The organism is Longicatena sp. (genome assembly GCF_982403165.1).
The window spans coordinates 1-16,957 of the sequence record NZ_CEVYEL010000051.1; the positions used below are offsets into that span (position 1 = coordinate 1).

Sequence of the window (16,957 nt, forward strand, 5' to 3'; positions counted from 1 at the left end):
AGCCCCTTGGGGCGATTACGTAAAAACCACCAGCTAAGCTGGTGGATATTTATTTTCATAATCGTCTTGAATGTTTATTTAATGAGGATTATCGGCCATCGTATCCCAAACGATATGAGGATCTTCATTAATGGCAGGAGTATCCTGATAAAGATTACTTACATCAAAATGATAATTGCTCATATCCAATGGTTGGCTGGCACCATCATATGCATTTACTACAGCATGAACTTCATTCTTGGCAAACAGATATACATCACTTTTGCCATACTCGCTAGAAAGGCTGGCGGTATATTGATTATCATATACGCCATTATCACTAGATATGGAAGAAATGGTCCATGGTTTCAAATCTTCTAATTCATTTGATACAAAGCTGGTAATTTGTGAAGTCGGCATATTGGTGATGACATAGTTTGGCGCAATATCTAACAGCTTATTAATATAAGTAATAGCGCTTGGTGAAATCAGTTTATTGATGATGGCTTTGATGATACGCTGCTGGGCGCGTTCACGGCCGGCATTGTCATAGCCTTCTGTCTTACGGTGCCGGGAATAAGCCAGTGCCTGTTTACCATTTAAATGCTGTTTACCTTTCTTCAGACAGATCAAATCTTCTTTCTTGAAACTGCGATTTTCATCCTGCTCACAGAAATTAATTTCGACATCCACATCAATGCCGCCAATCGTATCTACAATCTCAATCAGTGAATTGAAACTGACACGGGCATAATAATCAATCGGGATATTGAAAAACTGTTCAATGGTTTCCACACTTGCATCCACCCCATATAAACCGGTATGTGTCAGTTTATCATTTGCATTTTGTAATGCTGTATTCGGAATAAAACCATCTCTAGGCAACGAGACCATATCAATGTGATTGGCCTTGGGGTTGACGATTAAGATCAGATTCGTATCTGTACGTGTCTGTTGATCTGGAGAACCCATATTATCCAGACCGCTCAGATATATCGTAAAAGGCTGTTCTGTAATATCTTTTTCTTCCTTTTGACTGCTTTCCTTTGGTTTTTCAATCGTGTCAAGAATGGTGACTTGTTTTTCAAAATCTTTCATATTAGATTTTGACATACCATAATATACATCACTCATGACAATCGCCTGTACTTCATTTAGGCTAAGATCTGATAATAAGGTTGTATAATCCAGCTCTTCCTTTACCTGCATATTGGCGATAGAAGATCGTAACTGTTTTTGTGCATAGGCAGCATTTTTCTTATCTACTCCATTTTGAAAACCGATGGTTTTATTTGCCAAGTCTTTGATAGAGGAAATATTGCTGTTTTTAGCGGTTAAAATATGTAATTTGGTAATAGAACTTTGGGCATTTTGATTCATGCGATTGATGGTCATGCGTGATTTATTTAAGAAATACCCGCTGCCTCCGATGATGACACATAATACAATGATGAAGGCACGTTTAACCAGGATAAACCATTTTGGCATCTTGCGTAAACTGACAAGGAATAATCCGATAAAAATAAGGAAAATTACGACTGCACCCATGAATACCCAGGTATGTGGAAGAATACCAAAGCTAAAGGCAATGGTAAAAGAAATAATACTGATGATTAAGAAGATCAATAAAAAGAAAAGATCAATTGTTCTTGTATAATAACGCTTCGGTTTCTGCGCTTTTTTTGTCTGCTTCATGTAAACACCCCATTAAATAAAGTTATCTGTTTTATTATAATATAGTCGCAAAGAAAATACTATTTTGTTTTTCTGAATATTTTGTAATATTCCCATTCCTTCCATATGGCTGCCCCTGCTGCGATCATCATTTTTTATCTTAGAAAACAAGTGCCACCTTCATCATACAAGCAGCCAGAAAGAAACCTTGTCGAAGTATGACGACTATGCAAAGTACATTGCATCTAAGCGAGTTAAAGGTTTGTAAAGATTTGCGAAGAAATTCATTTTATATTAAGGAAATCATGAGGAAAGTATAGTATAATAAGCGGGAGGTGATTTTGTGTCGTTTTTAGAACATTTAAACAAACAGCAGGTAGAGGCGGTTCATACAGTAGATCAGCATCTGCGTATCATTGCAGGAGCTGGCAGTGGAAAGACGCGTGTCGTGACGACCAGAATCGCGTATCTGATAGAAGAGATGCAGGTGTATCCTAATAAAATATTAGCGATCACTTTTACGAATAAGGCAGCTAAAGAAATGAAGGAACGTGTAGAAGGAATGCTTGGCGAGGTGGCTAAGGCTGTCCAGATCTCAACGATTCATTCCTTTTGTGTACGTCTGTTAAGAGAGGATATCTTAGAAGTAGGCTATCCACGCAATTTTACGATTTTGGATAGTGATGATCAAAAAAGCATTTTACGGGATGCTTATAAACAAATGCAGATTGATGTGAAAAGCTACAGCTATAATTCTATGTTGGGCTATATCAGTGCCAATAAAACTAATTTTGTAGATCCTGTGATGGCAAAAGCGAATGCCGGACCATGGGCAGGGGAGCAGATCAAGGCTGATGTGTATGCTTATTATGAAAAACGTCTGAAAGAGATGTATGGGTTAGACTTTGATGATTTGTTAATTTTTGCTTACCGTATCTTAAAGGATAAAGAAGAAGTACGGGCAAAATGGCAGCGTCGTTTTACGTATATCCATGTTGATGAGTTTCAGGATGTGGATAATTTACAGTATGCTATCATACGTCTGTTAGTAGGTGATCACAGCTATTTATGTGTGGTCGGTGATCCGGATCAAACCATTTATACTTGGCGTGGTGCGCAAGTGGATATCATCATGAATTTTGAACGTGATTTCCCTAACAGTAAGACAGTCATTTTGAATCAGAATTATCGTTCTACACAGCCGATATTGAACGGGGCGAATGCCTTGATCCGCAATAACCGCAATCGTATTGAGAAAGACTTATTTACGGAAGTGGAAGGGGATAATCCCATCATTCACTTTACGGCAATGGATGATGCCAATGAACCGGTTTGGGTTGCCAGCCGTATCATGGCTTTATCCCACAGCGGTGTTTGCTATCGGGATATAGCGGTATTGTATCGTTCTAACTATTTATCACGCGGACTGGAAAAAGCGTTGTTGGATTTTCGCATCCCTTATCGTATTTATGGGGGCATTCGTTTCTATGATCGTGCAGAAATCAAGGATGCGTTAAGCTATTTGCGTTTATTGGCACCAAAACAAGAGGATGATGAAAAGGAATTGTATAAAAACCTTTCCATCAAACGAATCATCAATATGCCCAAACGCGGTATTGGCGCAAAAACGATGGAGCTGATTGAGCAGCAGGCGGAACACGATAATACCAATATGTATGAAATAATCAAACAGTATGAAATCGGCAAAGGCAAGGCAAAGGCTAATATTCAGGCATTTGTGGCGTTGATTGAAGAATGCCGTCAGCTGGTGGATGAAATCAGCATTGATCAACTGTTGGAAAAGGTATTGGAAGATAGTGGCTATCTGGATATGCTGCGGGAAGATAAAGAAATTGAGCGATTGGAAAATATCAAGGAATTGATTAGCGATATCGCCGACTATGTGGAAAATAACCCGCAGGGATCCTTACAAGAATATTTACAGGAGATTTCTTTATATACCGATAAAGAGGCAGATAGCAGTGGTGATTTTGTACAGTTAATGACGATTCATGCGGCAAAGGGATTGGAATTTGATAATGTCTTTGTATACAGTTTGTGTGAAGGAATATTTCCAAATGACAAAAGTGTTATCGAGGGAGGTCAAGCAGCTTTAGAAGAAGAGCGCCGATTGGCCTATGTGGCCTTTACCCGCGCAAGAAAACAGCTGTTTTTATCAGACTCTTATGGGTATAGCTATGTCTTAGATAAGCTAAAGACAACCTCACGGTTTGTTAAGGAACTGCCGGAAGAATACTTAGAAGAAGTTGGCGCTAAGCCACGAAATCATTTTGCGAGTGATGTTGATACATTTACCGGAAATGCCTTTTTATCCTCTCAAGCACCGCAGTTTCATGAGGAACATCAGGATGATATGATCCAAACGTTCCCTAATGATGAAGAAACGTCGATGGGTGGGGCAAAGGCGAGTCAAAATGATAGAAAAAGTGAAATGAAACATAAGAAAAAGGGCAGAATACGTAAAGGAGATTTGGTGAATCACAGTGTCTTTGGTGATGGTGTGGTCATTAAACTGGAAGGTGAACTTGCGGCAATTGCCTTTGATAAGCGATTTGGCATTCGTAAGATCAATGTGAATCATCCATCTCTAAGCAAGAAATAGGAGGCTGACATATGGACGTGCAACAGCGTATATTAGCATTACGAAAACAATTAGATACTTATGCGTATGAATATTATGTATTGGATCAGCCCAGTGTGCCAGATGCGGAATACGATCAGGCATATCAGGAGCTGTTAAAGCTAGAGGATACTTACCCGCAATATCGAGATCCCAATTCAATTACCCAAAGAGTTGGCGGTGTGGTTTTAGATGCGTTTACCAAGGTAACACACAAACAGCAGATGTTGTCCTTAAGCAATGCTTTTAATTTGGAAGACTTGCAGGCTTTTGACGAACGTGTGCGCAGTATCGTGCCAAAGGTGAGCTATGTGGTAGAATTGAAAATGGATGGACTTGCCATTTCTTTACATTATCACGATGGCCGCTTTGTACAGGCGGTGACTCGCGGCGATGGCTTTGTGGGTGAAGATGTAACCAATAATGTTCGTACGATTGCTTCCATTCCAATGCACATTGAACGCATGGGCGATGTAGAGGTGCGTGGAGAAGTCTTCATGCCAAAGAAAAGCTTTGCGGAACTCAATGCGCAACGTGAAAAGAATGGCGAAGATGTTTTTGCGAATCCCCGCAATGCGGCAGCTGGCAGTATTCGTCAATTAGATAGTAAAATTGCGGCTAGTCGAAAACTGGATGCGTTCTTATATTATTATGAGGATGCTTTAGGCGCTGGGATACAGACACATGAAGAAGCGTTAGAAACAATGGAACAGCTGCATATCAAGGTGAATCCATTACGTCGAGTATGTAACAGCATGGATGAGGTATGGAGCTTTATTCAGGAAATGAGTGAGCAGCGTAATGATCTTCCATATGAAATTGATGGTATGGTCATCAAAGTGAATGAATTGACAGCCTGGGAACAATTAGGTACGACCGTGAAAGCCCCAAGGTATGCCGTTGCCTATAAATTTCCGGCTGAAGAAGTTGTTACTAAGCTGTTAGATATCGTCTTAACCGTTGGCAGGACCGGACGGATTACCCCCAATGCGGTGTTGGCACCGGTGCGTGTCGCCGGTACTAGTGTATCAGCAGCACAGCTGCACAATGAGGATATGATTAAGGAAAAAGATATCCGTATTCAGGATGATGTCGTTGTGCGCAAGGCCGGAGATATTATCCCAGAAGTTGTACGGCCATTGCTTGATCGGCGCAACGGAACACAGGCGCGTTATGTGTTTCCTAAGGAATGTCCGGTATGTGGCAGTGCGTTAGTGAGATTGAGTGATGAAGCAGCGCATTATTGTATCAATCAGGATTGCCCAGCCCGCGTTGTGGAAAGTATTATCCATTTTGCCAGTCGTGATGCCATGGATATTGATACCTTAGGCGATAAAAAAGTCGAATTCTTCCATAAGGAAGGGTTGTTAAATACGATCGAGGATATTTATCATTTAAAAGATCATAAAGAAACAATTTTACAGATGGAAGGCTTTAAGGAACGTTCTTATCAAAAACTTATTGATGCTATTGAAGCAAGCAAACAGAATCCTTTAGAGGATTTGGTCTATGGCTTAGGCATTCGTCAGGTTGGCAAAAAAGCAGCCAAAGTCTTGGCAAAACATTTCCTTACGATGGAGAAATTAATGGCCGCAAGTGAAGAAGAGCTGGTTGCTATCAAAGATATTGGCGATATTACAGCGCAAAGTATCGTGGCCTTCTTCCGAGAACCTAAGAATGTGGAATTGATTGATCATCTGCGTGGCTTTGGTTTACGTATGGATAGTGAGGAAGAAATCATTCAGGAAAGTATGTTCACTGGTAAGACCGTTGTCTTAACTGGAAGTTTGCAACAGATGACACGCAATGAAGCTAAGGAGCTTTTAGAATCCTTAGGTGCTAATGTGAGTGGCTCTGTATCAAAAAAGACAGATCTGGTCATTTATGGCGAAGCTGCCGGCAGTAAACTGACAAAGGCGCAAAGCTTAGGTGTTGCGACGATGGATGAAGCAACCTTTTTACAGGAGGTGAAGACATCATGAAACATAAAACAACAGGATTACTTGCCTTAGCGGCTATCCTAGTAGTAAGCGGCTGTAACAGTAGTTCCAATAAACCAAAAAAAGATACAACCAGTGAAGAGACCACAGTCATTCATGAAGGTGACTATGCGGCTTTACTGCCCTTTGAGGCAAGCAGTTCACGCATTAAACATGCCTATACGACCAATTTGAATGAAGCGATGATCATTGGGGTAGGAATGATGAACCTTTCCAAAGAACATTTTTCACCGGATGATTATGCTTATAAGGAAAGTCAGTTTTTGAGCTATGATGCCTTAGATGCGACAGGACTTGATCGTGTCGGTTTATTAGGCAGAACGAGTGAAAAGAATCCGAATGGTATGAATCCGGCAATCGGCACCGAAATTGATACCAATAACGGAAAGAAAAAAATTGGCAGTCAGGATGTCTTACTTATTGATATCTATGAGCTAGACTGGTATGATGGTAAGGATTTAGAAGGGTTATCTTTAGGTATTGTCCTCAATGATGAAATTGGTGACAGTGTCAATCCAGACATCGTAAGTGATGCGAAATTACGGGCGTATGGGGAAGAGGTCGGCCGTAAGGTTGTCAGCTACTTGCGTAAGACCCATCCGGAAATCGGCCAAAAGACACCAATCTATGTAACCTTGTTTAAGGAAAGCGGTGTGAATACGACCTTACCGGGAACCTTTATAGAAGAAGCCTATTTTGAATCCAAGACGATTGGTGAATACAGTAGGCTGAATGAAGCTTGGGCCTTATTCCCAAGCAGTGCCGCAACAAAGCTAGACAGTACCAATGCGACTTACTTTGATCGCCTGGTAAAAGAAATCAAAAATTTCTTCCCGGAAGATACTGCCGTGATTGGTACCGGACATTTCAAGGATAAGGAATTAGCATCCTTAACGATTGATATTTCCATGCATGCGAAGACATGGCCGGAAGCCAATGCGATGATGCAGAAGGTAAATTCATCGCTGTCAATTTTCTCTAGCACTAGCTTTGCGATTAAGGTGCGTTTAAAAAGCGATGATGTCTTAATTGGCGCAATGCAAAGAGAAAAAGGCAGCAGTAAGGTAACCGTTATACAATTAATGGAGTAGGAGGAACATATGGAAGCGTATAGTGCAGAATATTTTAAGAAACTGGCGCATGATATCATGTTTGATGTCAGCGATGATGAAGTCGTCGAGCTGCAGGCAGAGTTTAAAGAACTGCTGTCACAGATTGATGTACTAAATGAAATTGATACCGAAGGTGTGGAAGAGATGATCTATCCATTCGAAGCAGAAACAAAATTCCTGCGTGAAGATGTGGTTGCAAATGTAATCTCTCAGGAAGATGCTTTAAGCAATGCGAAAAGCGTAAAAGCAGGACATGTACATGTACCAAAGGTGGTGAAGTAAGATGGATTTTGAAAGAGCGAGAATCGAAGATGTAGAAACACGTGTAAAAAGCGCTGTTGAAAGAGCAAAAGAAAAACAAGAAGAGCTCAATGCTGTTGTAAGCTTTGTCGATGTGGATAGCCAGTTAACTGATTTAGCGAACAAAGATCCACATGCCCCTTTGTATGGCATGCCAATCGTATTAAAAGACAATGTGAATATGAAGGGTGTTAGAACAACTGCCAGCTCTCGTATACTGGATAACTATATTCCTGTATATGATGCACATATCAGTGAAAAACTGAAAGAAGCCGGTGCGATTGTCATCGCCAAATCTTCTATGGATGAGCTAGGCATGGGTGGAACGAATAAGAATGCCTATACCGGCAAGGTTAATAATCCTTGGGATACAATGCGTATTTCCGGAGGCAGTTCCGGAGGTAGTGCAGTATTGGTTGCTAGTGGAGTAGTCCCTTTTGCCATCGGTACCGATACCGGGGACAGTGTACGTAAACCAGCTGCTTATAATGGTATTATCGGTATGAAACCAACCTATGGCAGAATTTCTCGTTATGGTATCATTCCTTATGCGAGCAGTTTGGATCATGTGGGATATTTTACTACGGCTATTGAAGATGCTGCTGTGGCATTGGAAGTATTAGCAGGAAGAGATGATCGTGATATGACCAGCTCTTATGAACCGGTACCAAACTATGCAAGCGATATCAACAGTGATATCAAAGGCAAGAAGATTGCGATATTGGATAATGTACAAGAAGCCATTACCAATGCTGAAATCAAAGAAAACTTTGATGCGCTGATGAAAAAATTACAGGCGAGAGGAGCCATCGTTGAGCATGTACGCTTTGATGATAAGCTGATGCGTGCGATGCTGCCGGTCTATTACATCATTGCCAATGCCGAAGCTACAGCAAACCATTCCAATTTAGATGGTATCCGCTTTGGTATGCGTGAAGATGGGGCAAGTGTGGAAGAAGTCATGATCAATTCCCGTACCAAAGGCTTATGTCCTTATGTACGTAAACGTTTTGTCATCGGCAGCTACTCTTTGTTTGAAGAAAACCAGGAAAAAATCTTCCGTAAGGCACAAAAAGTACGCCGTTTGATCGTTGAAGAACTGAAAAAAGCATTAGCTGGTTATGATATCGTGATTGCCAGTGCATCCGGCATGATTGCGCCAAAAAGTGAAGACAGCCAAGATGAACACCTAAGCAAGGATGTCTTGGTTGCCGAAAACTATATGGTTATGGGGAATTTCTCCGGCTATCCAAGCATGAGCATGCCAACCGGCTTTGTGGAAGGGATGCCAATCGGTATCAATATGACCGCAAAGCCATTTGCTGAACAAACCTTATTTAATATCGGAAAAGCTATTGAAGAAGAAACCGGCTTAAAAGGAAATGATGTGGAGGTGGACGCATGAAATACGAAACAGTCATTGGAATTGAAATCCACTGTGAATTAAAAACGAAGACAAAAATGTTCTCCTCAGCACCTGTCGCTTTTGGAGAAGTTGCCAATACCTGTGTCAATGAAGTGGACTTAGGTCATCCCGGAACATTGCCATGTGTCAATAAGGAAGCCGTAAAGCTCGCAATTAAAGCAGCTACAGCCTTAAAATGTGAAATTGATCCACTCGTAAAATTTGACCGTAAGAATTACTATTATTCTGATTTGCCAAAAGGCTTTCAGATTACTCAGCAGTTTCATCCTATCGGAAAAGGTGGCTGCATTCATATCGAAACCAAGGATGGCGTAGAGAAAGATATTCGCATTAACCGCATCCACATGGAAGAAGATACCGCAAAACAATTTCACTCAGACGCCGGTACATTGATTGACTTTAACCGTGCCGGTACACCTTTGATTGAGATTGTCAGTGAACCGGATATCCGCAATGGAGCAGAAGCTGCCGCTTATGTGGAAAAGCTGAGAACATTATTGTTGTATTTAGGTGTTTCGGATGTAAAGATGGAAGAAGGCAGCATGCGTTGTGATGTCAATGTATCCATTCGTGAAGCAGGCAGTGATACCTTTGGCACAAAGACGGAGGTTAAGAACCTAAACTCTATTTCCAATGTGCAAAAAGCCATTGATGCGGAAGTAGAACGTCAGATTGCACTTGTCAGCAAGGGTGAAAAAGTTGTACAGGCTACACGTCGTTATGATGAAACGCAAAAGACGACGATTCTAATGCGTAAAAAAGAAGGCGATGTGGATTATAAATTCTTCCCTGAACCAAATATTCCACCAATTCGTTTAGATGCTGCATGGATCAAGGATATTCAGGAACATATGGAAGAATTACCAGATGAACGTAAAGCACGTTATATGAAAGAAAATGGTTTAAAGGAATACGATGCCAGTGTTCTGGTTGCCAATCGTGACTTAGGTGATTTCTTTGATGCCGTATGTGAACATACGAAAAACTTTAAGAAAGCAGCAAACTGGGTCATCGTAGAATTGCCGGCAGCTTTGAATAAGGACAATATCAAGTTTGCCAACAATCCATGTGAGCCAAAGCATTTAGCTGCTATGATTAATATGGTAGAAGCCGGAGAAATCAGTGGCAAACAGGCAAAAGTCGTATTTGAAGAAATCATGAAAGGCAAGGATCCTAAGACAGTCGTGGAAGAAAAAGGCATGAAGCAGATGAGCGATACCGGTGAACTGTTGGCAATGGTTACCAGTGTATTAGATGCCAATCCTCAATCCATTGAAGACTTTAAAAACGGAAAAGACAGAGCCGTTGGTTTCTTAGTCGGACAGGTCATGAAGGCTAGCAAAGGACAGGCAAATCCGGCTTTAACGAACAAACTTATTCAGGAAGAATTAAAGAAAAGATAGCTTTTTCCAATGAAATTTAGTACAATGAATATTGTCAGGAGTGATAATATGGCGAAAAAAGGCAAAAAACAGACGACTGATAAACAGACGACTGGAAAAGCAAAACATACGAAAAGCAGAATTCTTTATTGGATTGCCGCTGTGGTAATTCTGATACCGGTGTTGCTTTTAGGTTATATTTATTTAAGTGCCAAAGAGAGTGCCGGCACGCCAACGGTTGGAAGTCGTTTTGACAATTCCCTTGATCCGGCAATCACAGAAGAACAATTAACAAAGGTAAAGGATGCTTTAAAATTTGATGGTGCAGAAAATGTGGAAGTCAATTTAAAGAGTGCTACCTTGCGCATTACTATTGATTTAGATGATAAAGCAGGCAGTAGTAAGGTGAAAAGTGTCTTAAATGATGCCTATGATAAGGTTGTTAAAATATTACCGGTCAAGACATATTTCACTAATCAAAAAGATGTGAGAATGTATGACCTGGATATTCATGTGTACAATTTCATCCCGGAAGGTGATGACACAAGCGGATGGGTGTATAAGGAAAAGGTGAAAAACGCCTCTGCGAAGAAAGCAGTAACCGATACCTTAAGCAGTGCCCGTAATAAGAAACAGGCAAATAAACTGTTAGAAGAACAGAAAAAGGATAAATAACAGAAAAGGGCGTAATGCCCTTTTTTAAGGAGTATGGGTATGAAGAAGAACGAACATGTATTTGGTGTATGCAGCGGCTATACAAGTGATGGGCATGGGGTTGTGAAAATTGATGGCTTTCCACTGTTTGTCAAAGGTATGATGAATAAAGAAAGTGGCGAGCTTGTTGTTACGTTGGTAAAAAAGAGCTATGGATTTGCGCGTTTGTTGAAGCTGGATAAGGTGAATGAAGAGCGTGTAAGTCCAGCTTGTCCAATCGCAAAACAATGTGGCGGTTGTCAGCTGCAGCATATGTCTTATAAAGAACAACTGGCATTTAAGAAACAGAAGGTGCAGGATGTTATTGAGCGCATTGCGAAATTGAATGTGCAGGTGGAAGATGTCTTAGGTATGGCACAGCCGGATCATTATCGCAATAAGGGACAGATACCGGTAGGTGTTGTAAAAGGACAGATCGTAACAGGGTTTTATCGTATTAATTCCAATACGATCATTGATACGGATAGCTGTGGCATTCAAAGTGAAAAGATCAATGCGGTGTTACAGACGATGCGAAGTTTGTTTAAAAAGTATGGAAATGCCGGTGTATTCCGTCATTTGTTGATTAAACATGCCTTTGCGACAGGAGAAGTCATGGTTGTATGGATTGTGCGACAGAAGAAGTTTGCACATAGGGAAGAAATGGTGCAGGAGTTAGTAAAGAGAATGCCTGAGATTAAAAGTGTTGTGTTGAATCTGAATACACGTGAGGACAATGTGATTTTAGGGAAACAGGAAGAGGTACTGTATGGGGAGTCGTTTATTACGGATGAAATTAATGGATTGAAGTTTCATATTTCCGCGAAATCGTTTTATCAGGTGAATCCTGTGCAGACAAAGGTGCTGTATGGAAAAGCGTTGGAGTTTTGTAATTTAAAGGGGAATGAAACAGTCATTGATTTATATTGTGGTGTGGGGACTATTAGTATGTTTTTGGCGCAGAAAGCTGGAAAGGTCATCGGTATTGAAATCGTTGAGCAGGCGGTGCGTGATGCCAGAGAGAATGCGGCCTTGAATGGCTTGGATAATGTGGAATTTGTGTGCAGTGATGCAGCGGCGTATGCGAAGGAGATGAGCGAGCAAGGAGGAAGAGCGGATGTTGTGGTAGTGGATCCACCGAGAAAAGGGTGTGATCAGGTTACCTTGGATAGTATCGTGCAGATGGCGCCGGAGCGGTTGGTGTATGTGTCGTGTGATCCGGCAACGTTGGCAAGAGATTTACGGATTTTGGAGGGGAAAGGGTATCGTGTTGAGGTGGTGCAGCCGGTGGATATGTTTCCGGGGACGCATCATGTGGAGACGGTATGTCTGTTGTCCAAATTTCATACATAGCAGAATATAGGAGTGGAACTCATAATGAGTGAGATAAATTTGACAGCGGCGGAGAGTAAGGCGACTTATGAGGAAATTGAGGAGTATATTTGAGTGACATAACGTAAAGGTTTCATCATTGTATATAGCACAAATAAAACAAAAATATGGAATTCTTGAAAGAGATTGCTATAATAACTAAAGCACAAAGAATCAAAACCACCGCAATGCCCACTGGAAAATGATTGAGGAAGCTCTATGGTATTTTATGATGATTTAATAAGAATTATGAAATGGTTCTATTAGATAAAATAAATTGTTAAAGACAAAGGAGAAGAGATTATGCAACCTTATAGGGTTTGGGTGTTTTCAGATTTAATTGAAAAAAATAAAAGAGTGTTCAAAGTGCCGGTATATCAACGTAATTATGACTGGTCCAATATACAGTGTGAAAAACTTTATCAAGATATTATGAAGGCAAATGAAAGAGACCATAAACATTTCACGGGAACAGTTGTTTATATTGTTGGTCTTGATGGCAGCAACTTAAATGAAGCGTTGATTATAGACGGACAACAGCGCATTACGACTGTGTATATTCTTCTAAAGGCTCTTTACGATGCAGCAAAAGAGGTATCAGTTAGAATAGAAACCGAAATAAAAGAAGTAATGTTTAATAGAAATTGCGATGAAAAATACAAGATTAAATTAAAGCCTGTGAAATCAGATAATGAGCAGTTGTTATTATTGATTAAAGATAAAATCGATGAAATGGATAGAAACTCCAATATCTATAAAAATTATATTACTTTCAAAAACTTGATTGAAAATACATTGGCATCGGGTTCAGAGTTGAATGATATTCTTAATGGTATTAAAAAATTAGAAATGGTAGAAATTGTCCTAGATAAATATCAAGGAGATGAACCGCAGAAGATTTTTGAGTCTATCAATTCAACTGGATTGGAATTAAGCCTGGCAGATTTGATTAGAAATTATTTGCTTATGGACGATGAAAATCAAGATGAACTTTACGAGAATTATTGGTCTGAAATCGAAAAGAATGTAGGTTATCGAAATCTGGGCGATTTTGTTATAAATTTCTTGAATTCACAGATAAGTAAGTCTGTAAATAGTAATAATGCATACCGTTTATTTATAGAACATTGTGAAGAAAATAGCTTAAGCCATGAAGATATACTAAAAAAATTGAAGAGAACATCAAAATATTATGGAGCTTTTATAGGTGAAAATGATAATTACAATAAGGAAATCTCAAATTATCTGAGGGCTTTTTATACGATTAAGCAAACAACAATTATTCCCCTTTTGTTTAGGATTATGAATGATTATGAGGACAAGAATATTGACGAAGTAATTCTTTGTAAAGTGCTAGATTATTTACTTACATATCTTGTTAGAAAAACTGCTTGTGAAATCAATAAAAATTTGTCAAAGTTCATGAAGTCGATGTATGATAGAGTGATTGATGGGAATTATGATAATTACTATGAAAAATTCGTAATTTTTCTTAATGATGCAAAGTCAAATGATCGTATGCCAACAGATAAAGAATTTGAATATGCACTTATTAATAATCCGTTATACAAGAAACCGATTTGTAAATTTGTGCTTTCTGTAATTGAAAACTCCACTAAGGAGCATCTTGATGTTAGTAATCTAACAATAGAGCATATTTTGCCACAAAAAGAAAATTCTGCAGTATGGAAAAAAGAAGTTGGTGATAATTATAGTGTGGTATATGAGAAATACCTGCATACACTCGGGAATTTAACGATTACTGGGCATAACAGTGAACTGGGAACAAAGCCCTTTAATGACAAGAAAAAAATTATTCGTGAGAATTCAAAGGCAAATGTTTTGAATAAGGAAGTTTTATCGGCAACTAATTGGAATGAGGAAGCAATTTTAAACAGAGCAAAGACGCTTTCAAATATTTTGATGGATAAATTTAAATATATTGAAAAACACGCTGATGTTATTGAAACACATGAATTGAGCTTTGGAGTTAATAGTGGTATTAATTTTTCTAATACGAAACCAGAGGAATTTTCATTTGTTGGCGAATACGTTAAGGTGTTAAGTTGGACTGACTTACTTGTAAAATTCATTAATATTGCTTATGACTTAGACACAGAAACATTTAATGATTTAGCTAAAAAGGATTATTCAATCCCATATGCAGATAAAACATATATAAGTAATGATGAAAGAAAAATTCGCAAGGCTAGACAGATTGATAATAGTGGCATATTTTATGAGACCAATCTATCATCAAATAATATTATTTCATTTATTAAAGATTTACTTTTAAGAATGAAATTGGAAACAGATGATTTTAATTTTTCTCTTTCAGAGGCACCTTTTGATATTGATGATGAAAATACTTGGCTAGAAGGGTTAGTGCCAGTTGGAAAATTGTTTTATAATTTGATTGAGGCACTTATAAATAAATCAAAGATTACGGTGTCTGAAATGGAACAACTGAAAACAAAAGAATATACAAAATCACTATTTCACGCCACAGATTATCCGGCAGTTGCAAATCATAGAACAGACAATATGGGGAATTCCACTCATAAAAGATATAGGGCGAAAGCGCTACAGTTTCATGATACTGATATTTATATATCCACACAGTTCTTTGAGTCTGATAGGGATGCTGTGATTGAATGGTATAAAGGGCATTTAATTTAATTAAAAAGTGCAATGGGCATTGCACTTTTTAGAAACGAGGTGTATGTATGAATAGCCGAGAAAATATGGAACAGAAATCAAATATCATCATTTATACAACAGAAGATGGCTTAACAAAAATCGAAACGACTTTTGACGAAGATACCGTATGGTTATCCATTGACCAGATGGCTGAATTATTTCATAGAGACAAATCGACGATTTCAAGGCATATTAAAAATATCTTTTCTGAGGGGGAGTTGGTGAGAGAATCAGTTGTTGTAAATTTTGCAACAACTGCATCAGACGGAAAGACATATCAAGTTGATTATTATAATCTGGATGTTATTATTTCTGTGGGTTATCGTGTAAAATCTAAGCGTGGTACGCAGTTCAGAATTTGGGCACTCAACATATTGAAAGAATATATGCGAAAAGGTTTTGCATTAGATGATGAACGACTTAAAAATCTGGGTGGCGGTGGTTATTTTAAAGAACTACTTGAACGAATCAGAGACATCCGTGCATCCGAAAAAGTATTTTACAGGCAAATTCTGGAAATATATGCTACGAGTATTGATTATGACCCAAAAGCAGAAATATCTATTCTTTTCTTTAAAAAAGTACAGAATAAAATTCACTACGCCATTCATGGCCAGACGGCGGCTGAAGTTATTTATACAAGAGCGGATGCAGAAAAAGATTTTATGGGACTTACAACATTTGTAGGAAATCAACCAACCTTGAAGGAAGCTATTATTGCCAAAAATTATTTGAGTGAAAAAGAACTTCGGGCAATGGGACAGCTTGTGTCAGGATATTTGGATTTTGCAGAGCGCCAGGCGGAGCGTGAACAGAAAATGACCATGAAAGATTGGGCAGAACATTTGGATCGTATACTTACAATGAGTGGAGAACAGTTGTTACAGGGAAATGGTAGTATTTCTCATAAGCAAGCTATCGATAAGGCAACAGATGAATATAAGAAATATAAAGCAAAAACTTTCAGTGATGTAGAAGAAGATTATTTGAACTCTATAAAAATGTTGGAGAAAAAGACAGATAAGAAATAAAAAGATATGCGATTTGGCTTGGACAATGATATACATGTCGAAACTGTCTGTCTGCCTTCCATAGAAGTGAAATTGATAATGAGTGAGTTGGATTAAGTGATGCAACCTATGGAAAAATCAAGAGTAATGTATTGGAACAGGCTAGTTTGAAGGTTGGCAGCTTATATATTGCATAGTAAAAATATGGAAGTATTGAGTGAATGTAATCTAGCAAACCTAAAAGTGTTAGTTCAAAAACTAATTTGTCCTACTGGAAAAGGGAAGCAATAAAAAATGTATTAAATTTTTTAAGATGATTCAAAACTGTATGATAAAATTTTATATAGAGTATTTGCTTAAACACAAATGAAAAGCAAATGCTCTATTTTCTTGCTACCATAACATAATGAAATGGAATTTAAAATTCCTATTAGAGTAGGGATAGATATCGAGTATGATGCTGTTTTTATGCTGATTTGATCTGAACGAGTGCAGAAATCTGCAACTCACCATACCGTGCTTTGTAGTATACTTCAATCTTCAAGCACATGATAACAAAATAGATAAGAAATTCAAATAAGAAAGATTTCGCTAAGCACACTTATTCATACCTATGTGTGCCTTGAAGCGAAGCAGAAAGGAATGATTGGTTTTTATGAAATAATATAA

General features: G+C 38.7%; 11 protein-coding genes. 10 read left to right on the forward strand and 1 reads right to left on the reverse strand.

All coding sequences use genetic code 11. The annotated features are described in order from the left end of the window. Positions 1-78: 78 nt before the first annotated feature. Entirely contained in the window at positions 79-1,674 is a 1,596-nt protein-coding gene (locus tag AC1VS3_RS10340) for an LCP family protein (RefSeq protein WP_008689738.1), read from the reverse strand. Between the two features lie 322 nt (positions 1,675-1,996). Here AC1VS3_RS10340 and AC1VS3_RS10345 point away from each other — a divergent pair, with 322 nt between their 5' ends. From AC1VS3_RS10345 to AC1VS3_RS10390, 10 genes are all read left to right on the forward strand, one after another. Next, positions 1,997-4,276: an ATP-dependent helicase gene (locus AC1VS3_RS10345; RefSeq protein ID WP_196029884.1), complete on the forward strand. Its 2,280-nt coding sequence runs from the start codon at positions 1,997-1,999 to the stop codon at positions 4,274-4,276. 11 nt (positions 4,277-4,287) lie between these two features. Next, positions 4,288-6,276, forward strand: a complete 1,989-nt coding sequence (ligA, locus tag AC1VS3_RS10350; RefSeq protein ID WP_331866709.1) for an NAD-dependent DNA ligase LigA — start codon at positions 4,288-4,290, stop codon at positions 6,274-6,276. Further along, positions 6,273-7,385 (forward strand): CamS family sex pheromone protein, encoded by a 1,113-nt coding sequence (locus AC1VS3_RS10355; RefSeq protein ID WP_008689733.1) that lies wholly within the window; start codon positions 6,273-6,275, stop codon positions 7,383-7,385. The genes ligA and AC1VS3_RS10355 overlap by 4 nt, the downstream gene beginning before the upstream one ends. A gap of 9 nt (positions 7,386-7,394) precedes the next feature. Then, positions 7,395-7,688, forward strand: a complete 294-nt coding sequence (gene gatC / locus AC1VS3_RS10360) for an Asp-tRNA(Asn)/Glu-tRNA(Gln) amidotransferase subunit GatC (RefSeq protein WP_008689732.1) — start codon at positions 7,395-7,397, stop codon at positions 7,686-7,688. 1 nt (position 7,689) lies between these two features. Next, positions 7,690-9,111, forward strand: a complete 1,422-nt coding sequence (locus tag AC1VS3_RS10365) for an amidase family protein (RefSeq protein WP_331866710.1) — start codon at positions 7,690-7,692, stop codon at positions 9,109-9,111. After that, a complete protein-coding gene (gene gatB / locus AC1VS3_RS10370; protein WP_196029881.1) occupies positions 9,108-10,535 on the forward strand; it encodes an Asp-tRNA(Asn)/Glu-tRNA(Gln) amidotransferase subunit GatB in 1,428 nt (475 codons plus the stop codon). Before AC1VS3_RS10365 ends, gatB begins: the two co-directional genes overlap by 4 nt. Positions 10,536-10,583: 48 nt before the next feature. After that, positions 10,584-11,189, forward strand: coding sequence for a hypothetical protein (locus AC1VS3_RS10375; protein WP_008689729.1), 606 nt, complete (start codon positions 10,584-10,586; stop codon positions 11,187-11,189). 39 nt (positions 11,190-11,228) lie between these two features. Then, entirely contained in the window at positions 11,229-12,560 is a 1,332-nt protein-coding gene (rlmD, locus tag AC1VS3_RS10380; protein ID WP_481275639.1) for a 23S rRNA (uracil(1939)-C(5))-methyltransferase RlmD, read from the forward strand. A gap of 321 nt (positions 12,561-12,881) precedes the next feature. Next, a complete protein-coding gene (locus tag AC1VS3_RS10385) occupies positions 12,882-15,257 on the forward strand; it encodes a DUF262 domain-containing protein (RefSeq protein WP_270373412.1) in 2,376 nt (791 codons plus the stop codon). A gap of 47 nt (positions 15,258-15,304) precedes the next feature. Further along, positions 15,305-16,309 (forward strand): virulence RhuM family protein, encoded by a 1,005-nt coding sequence (locus AC1VS3_RS10390; RefSeq protein WP_331866649.1) that lies wholly within the window; start codon positions 15,305-15,307, stop codon positions 16,307-16,309. Positions 16,310-16,957 lie beyond the last annotated feature (648 nt).

What these genes read in the sequence shown, in the direction of transcription:
- AC1VS3_RS10340 (WP_008689738.1), bottom strand. Translation starts at nt 1,674, where the DNA reads ATGAAGCAGACAAAAAAAGCGCAGAAACCGAAGCGTTATTATACAAGA.
- ligA (WP_331866709.1), top strand. Translation starts at nt 4,288, where the DNA reads ATGGACGTGCAACAGCGTATATTAGCATTACGAAAACAATTAGATACT.
- AC1VS3_RS10355 (WP_008689733.1), top strand. Translation starts at nt 6,273, where the DNA reads ATGAAACATAAAACAACAGGATTACTTGCCTTAGCGGCTATCCTAGTA.
- gatC (WP_008689732.1), top strand. Translation starts at nt 7,395, where the DNA reads ATGGAAGCGTATAGTGCAGAATATTTTAAGAAACTGGCGCATGATATC.
- AC1VS3_RS10365 (WP_331866710.1), top strand. Translation starts at nt 7,690, where the DNA reads ATGGATTTTGAAAGAGCGAGAATCGAAGATGTAGAAACACGTGTAAAA.
- gatB (WP_196029881.1), top strand. Translation starts at nt 9,108, where the DNA reads ATGAAATACGAAACAGTCATTGGAATTGAAATCCACTGTGAATTAAAA.
- AC1VS3_RS10375 (WP_008689729.1), top strand. Translation starts at nt 10,584, where the DNA reads ATGGCGAAAAAAGGCAAAAAACAGACGACTGATAAACAGACGACTGGA.
- rlmD (WP_481275639.1), top strand. Translation starts at nt 11,229, where the DNA reads ATGAAGAAGAACGAACATGTATTTGGTGTATGCAGCGGCTATACAAGT.
- AC1VS3_RS10385 (WP_270373412.1), top strand. Translation starts at nt 12,882, where the DNA reads ATGCAACCTTATAGGGTTTGGGTGTTTTCAGATTTAATTGAAAAAAAT.
- AC1VS3_RS10390 (WP_331866649.1), top strand. Translation starts at nt 15,305, where the DNA reads ATGAATAGCCGAGAAAATATGGAACAGAAATCAAATATCATCATTTAT.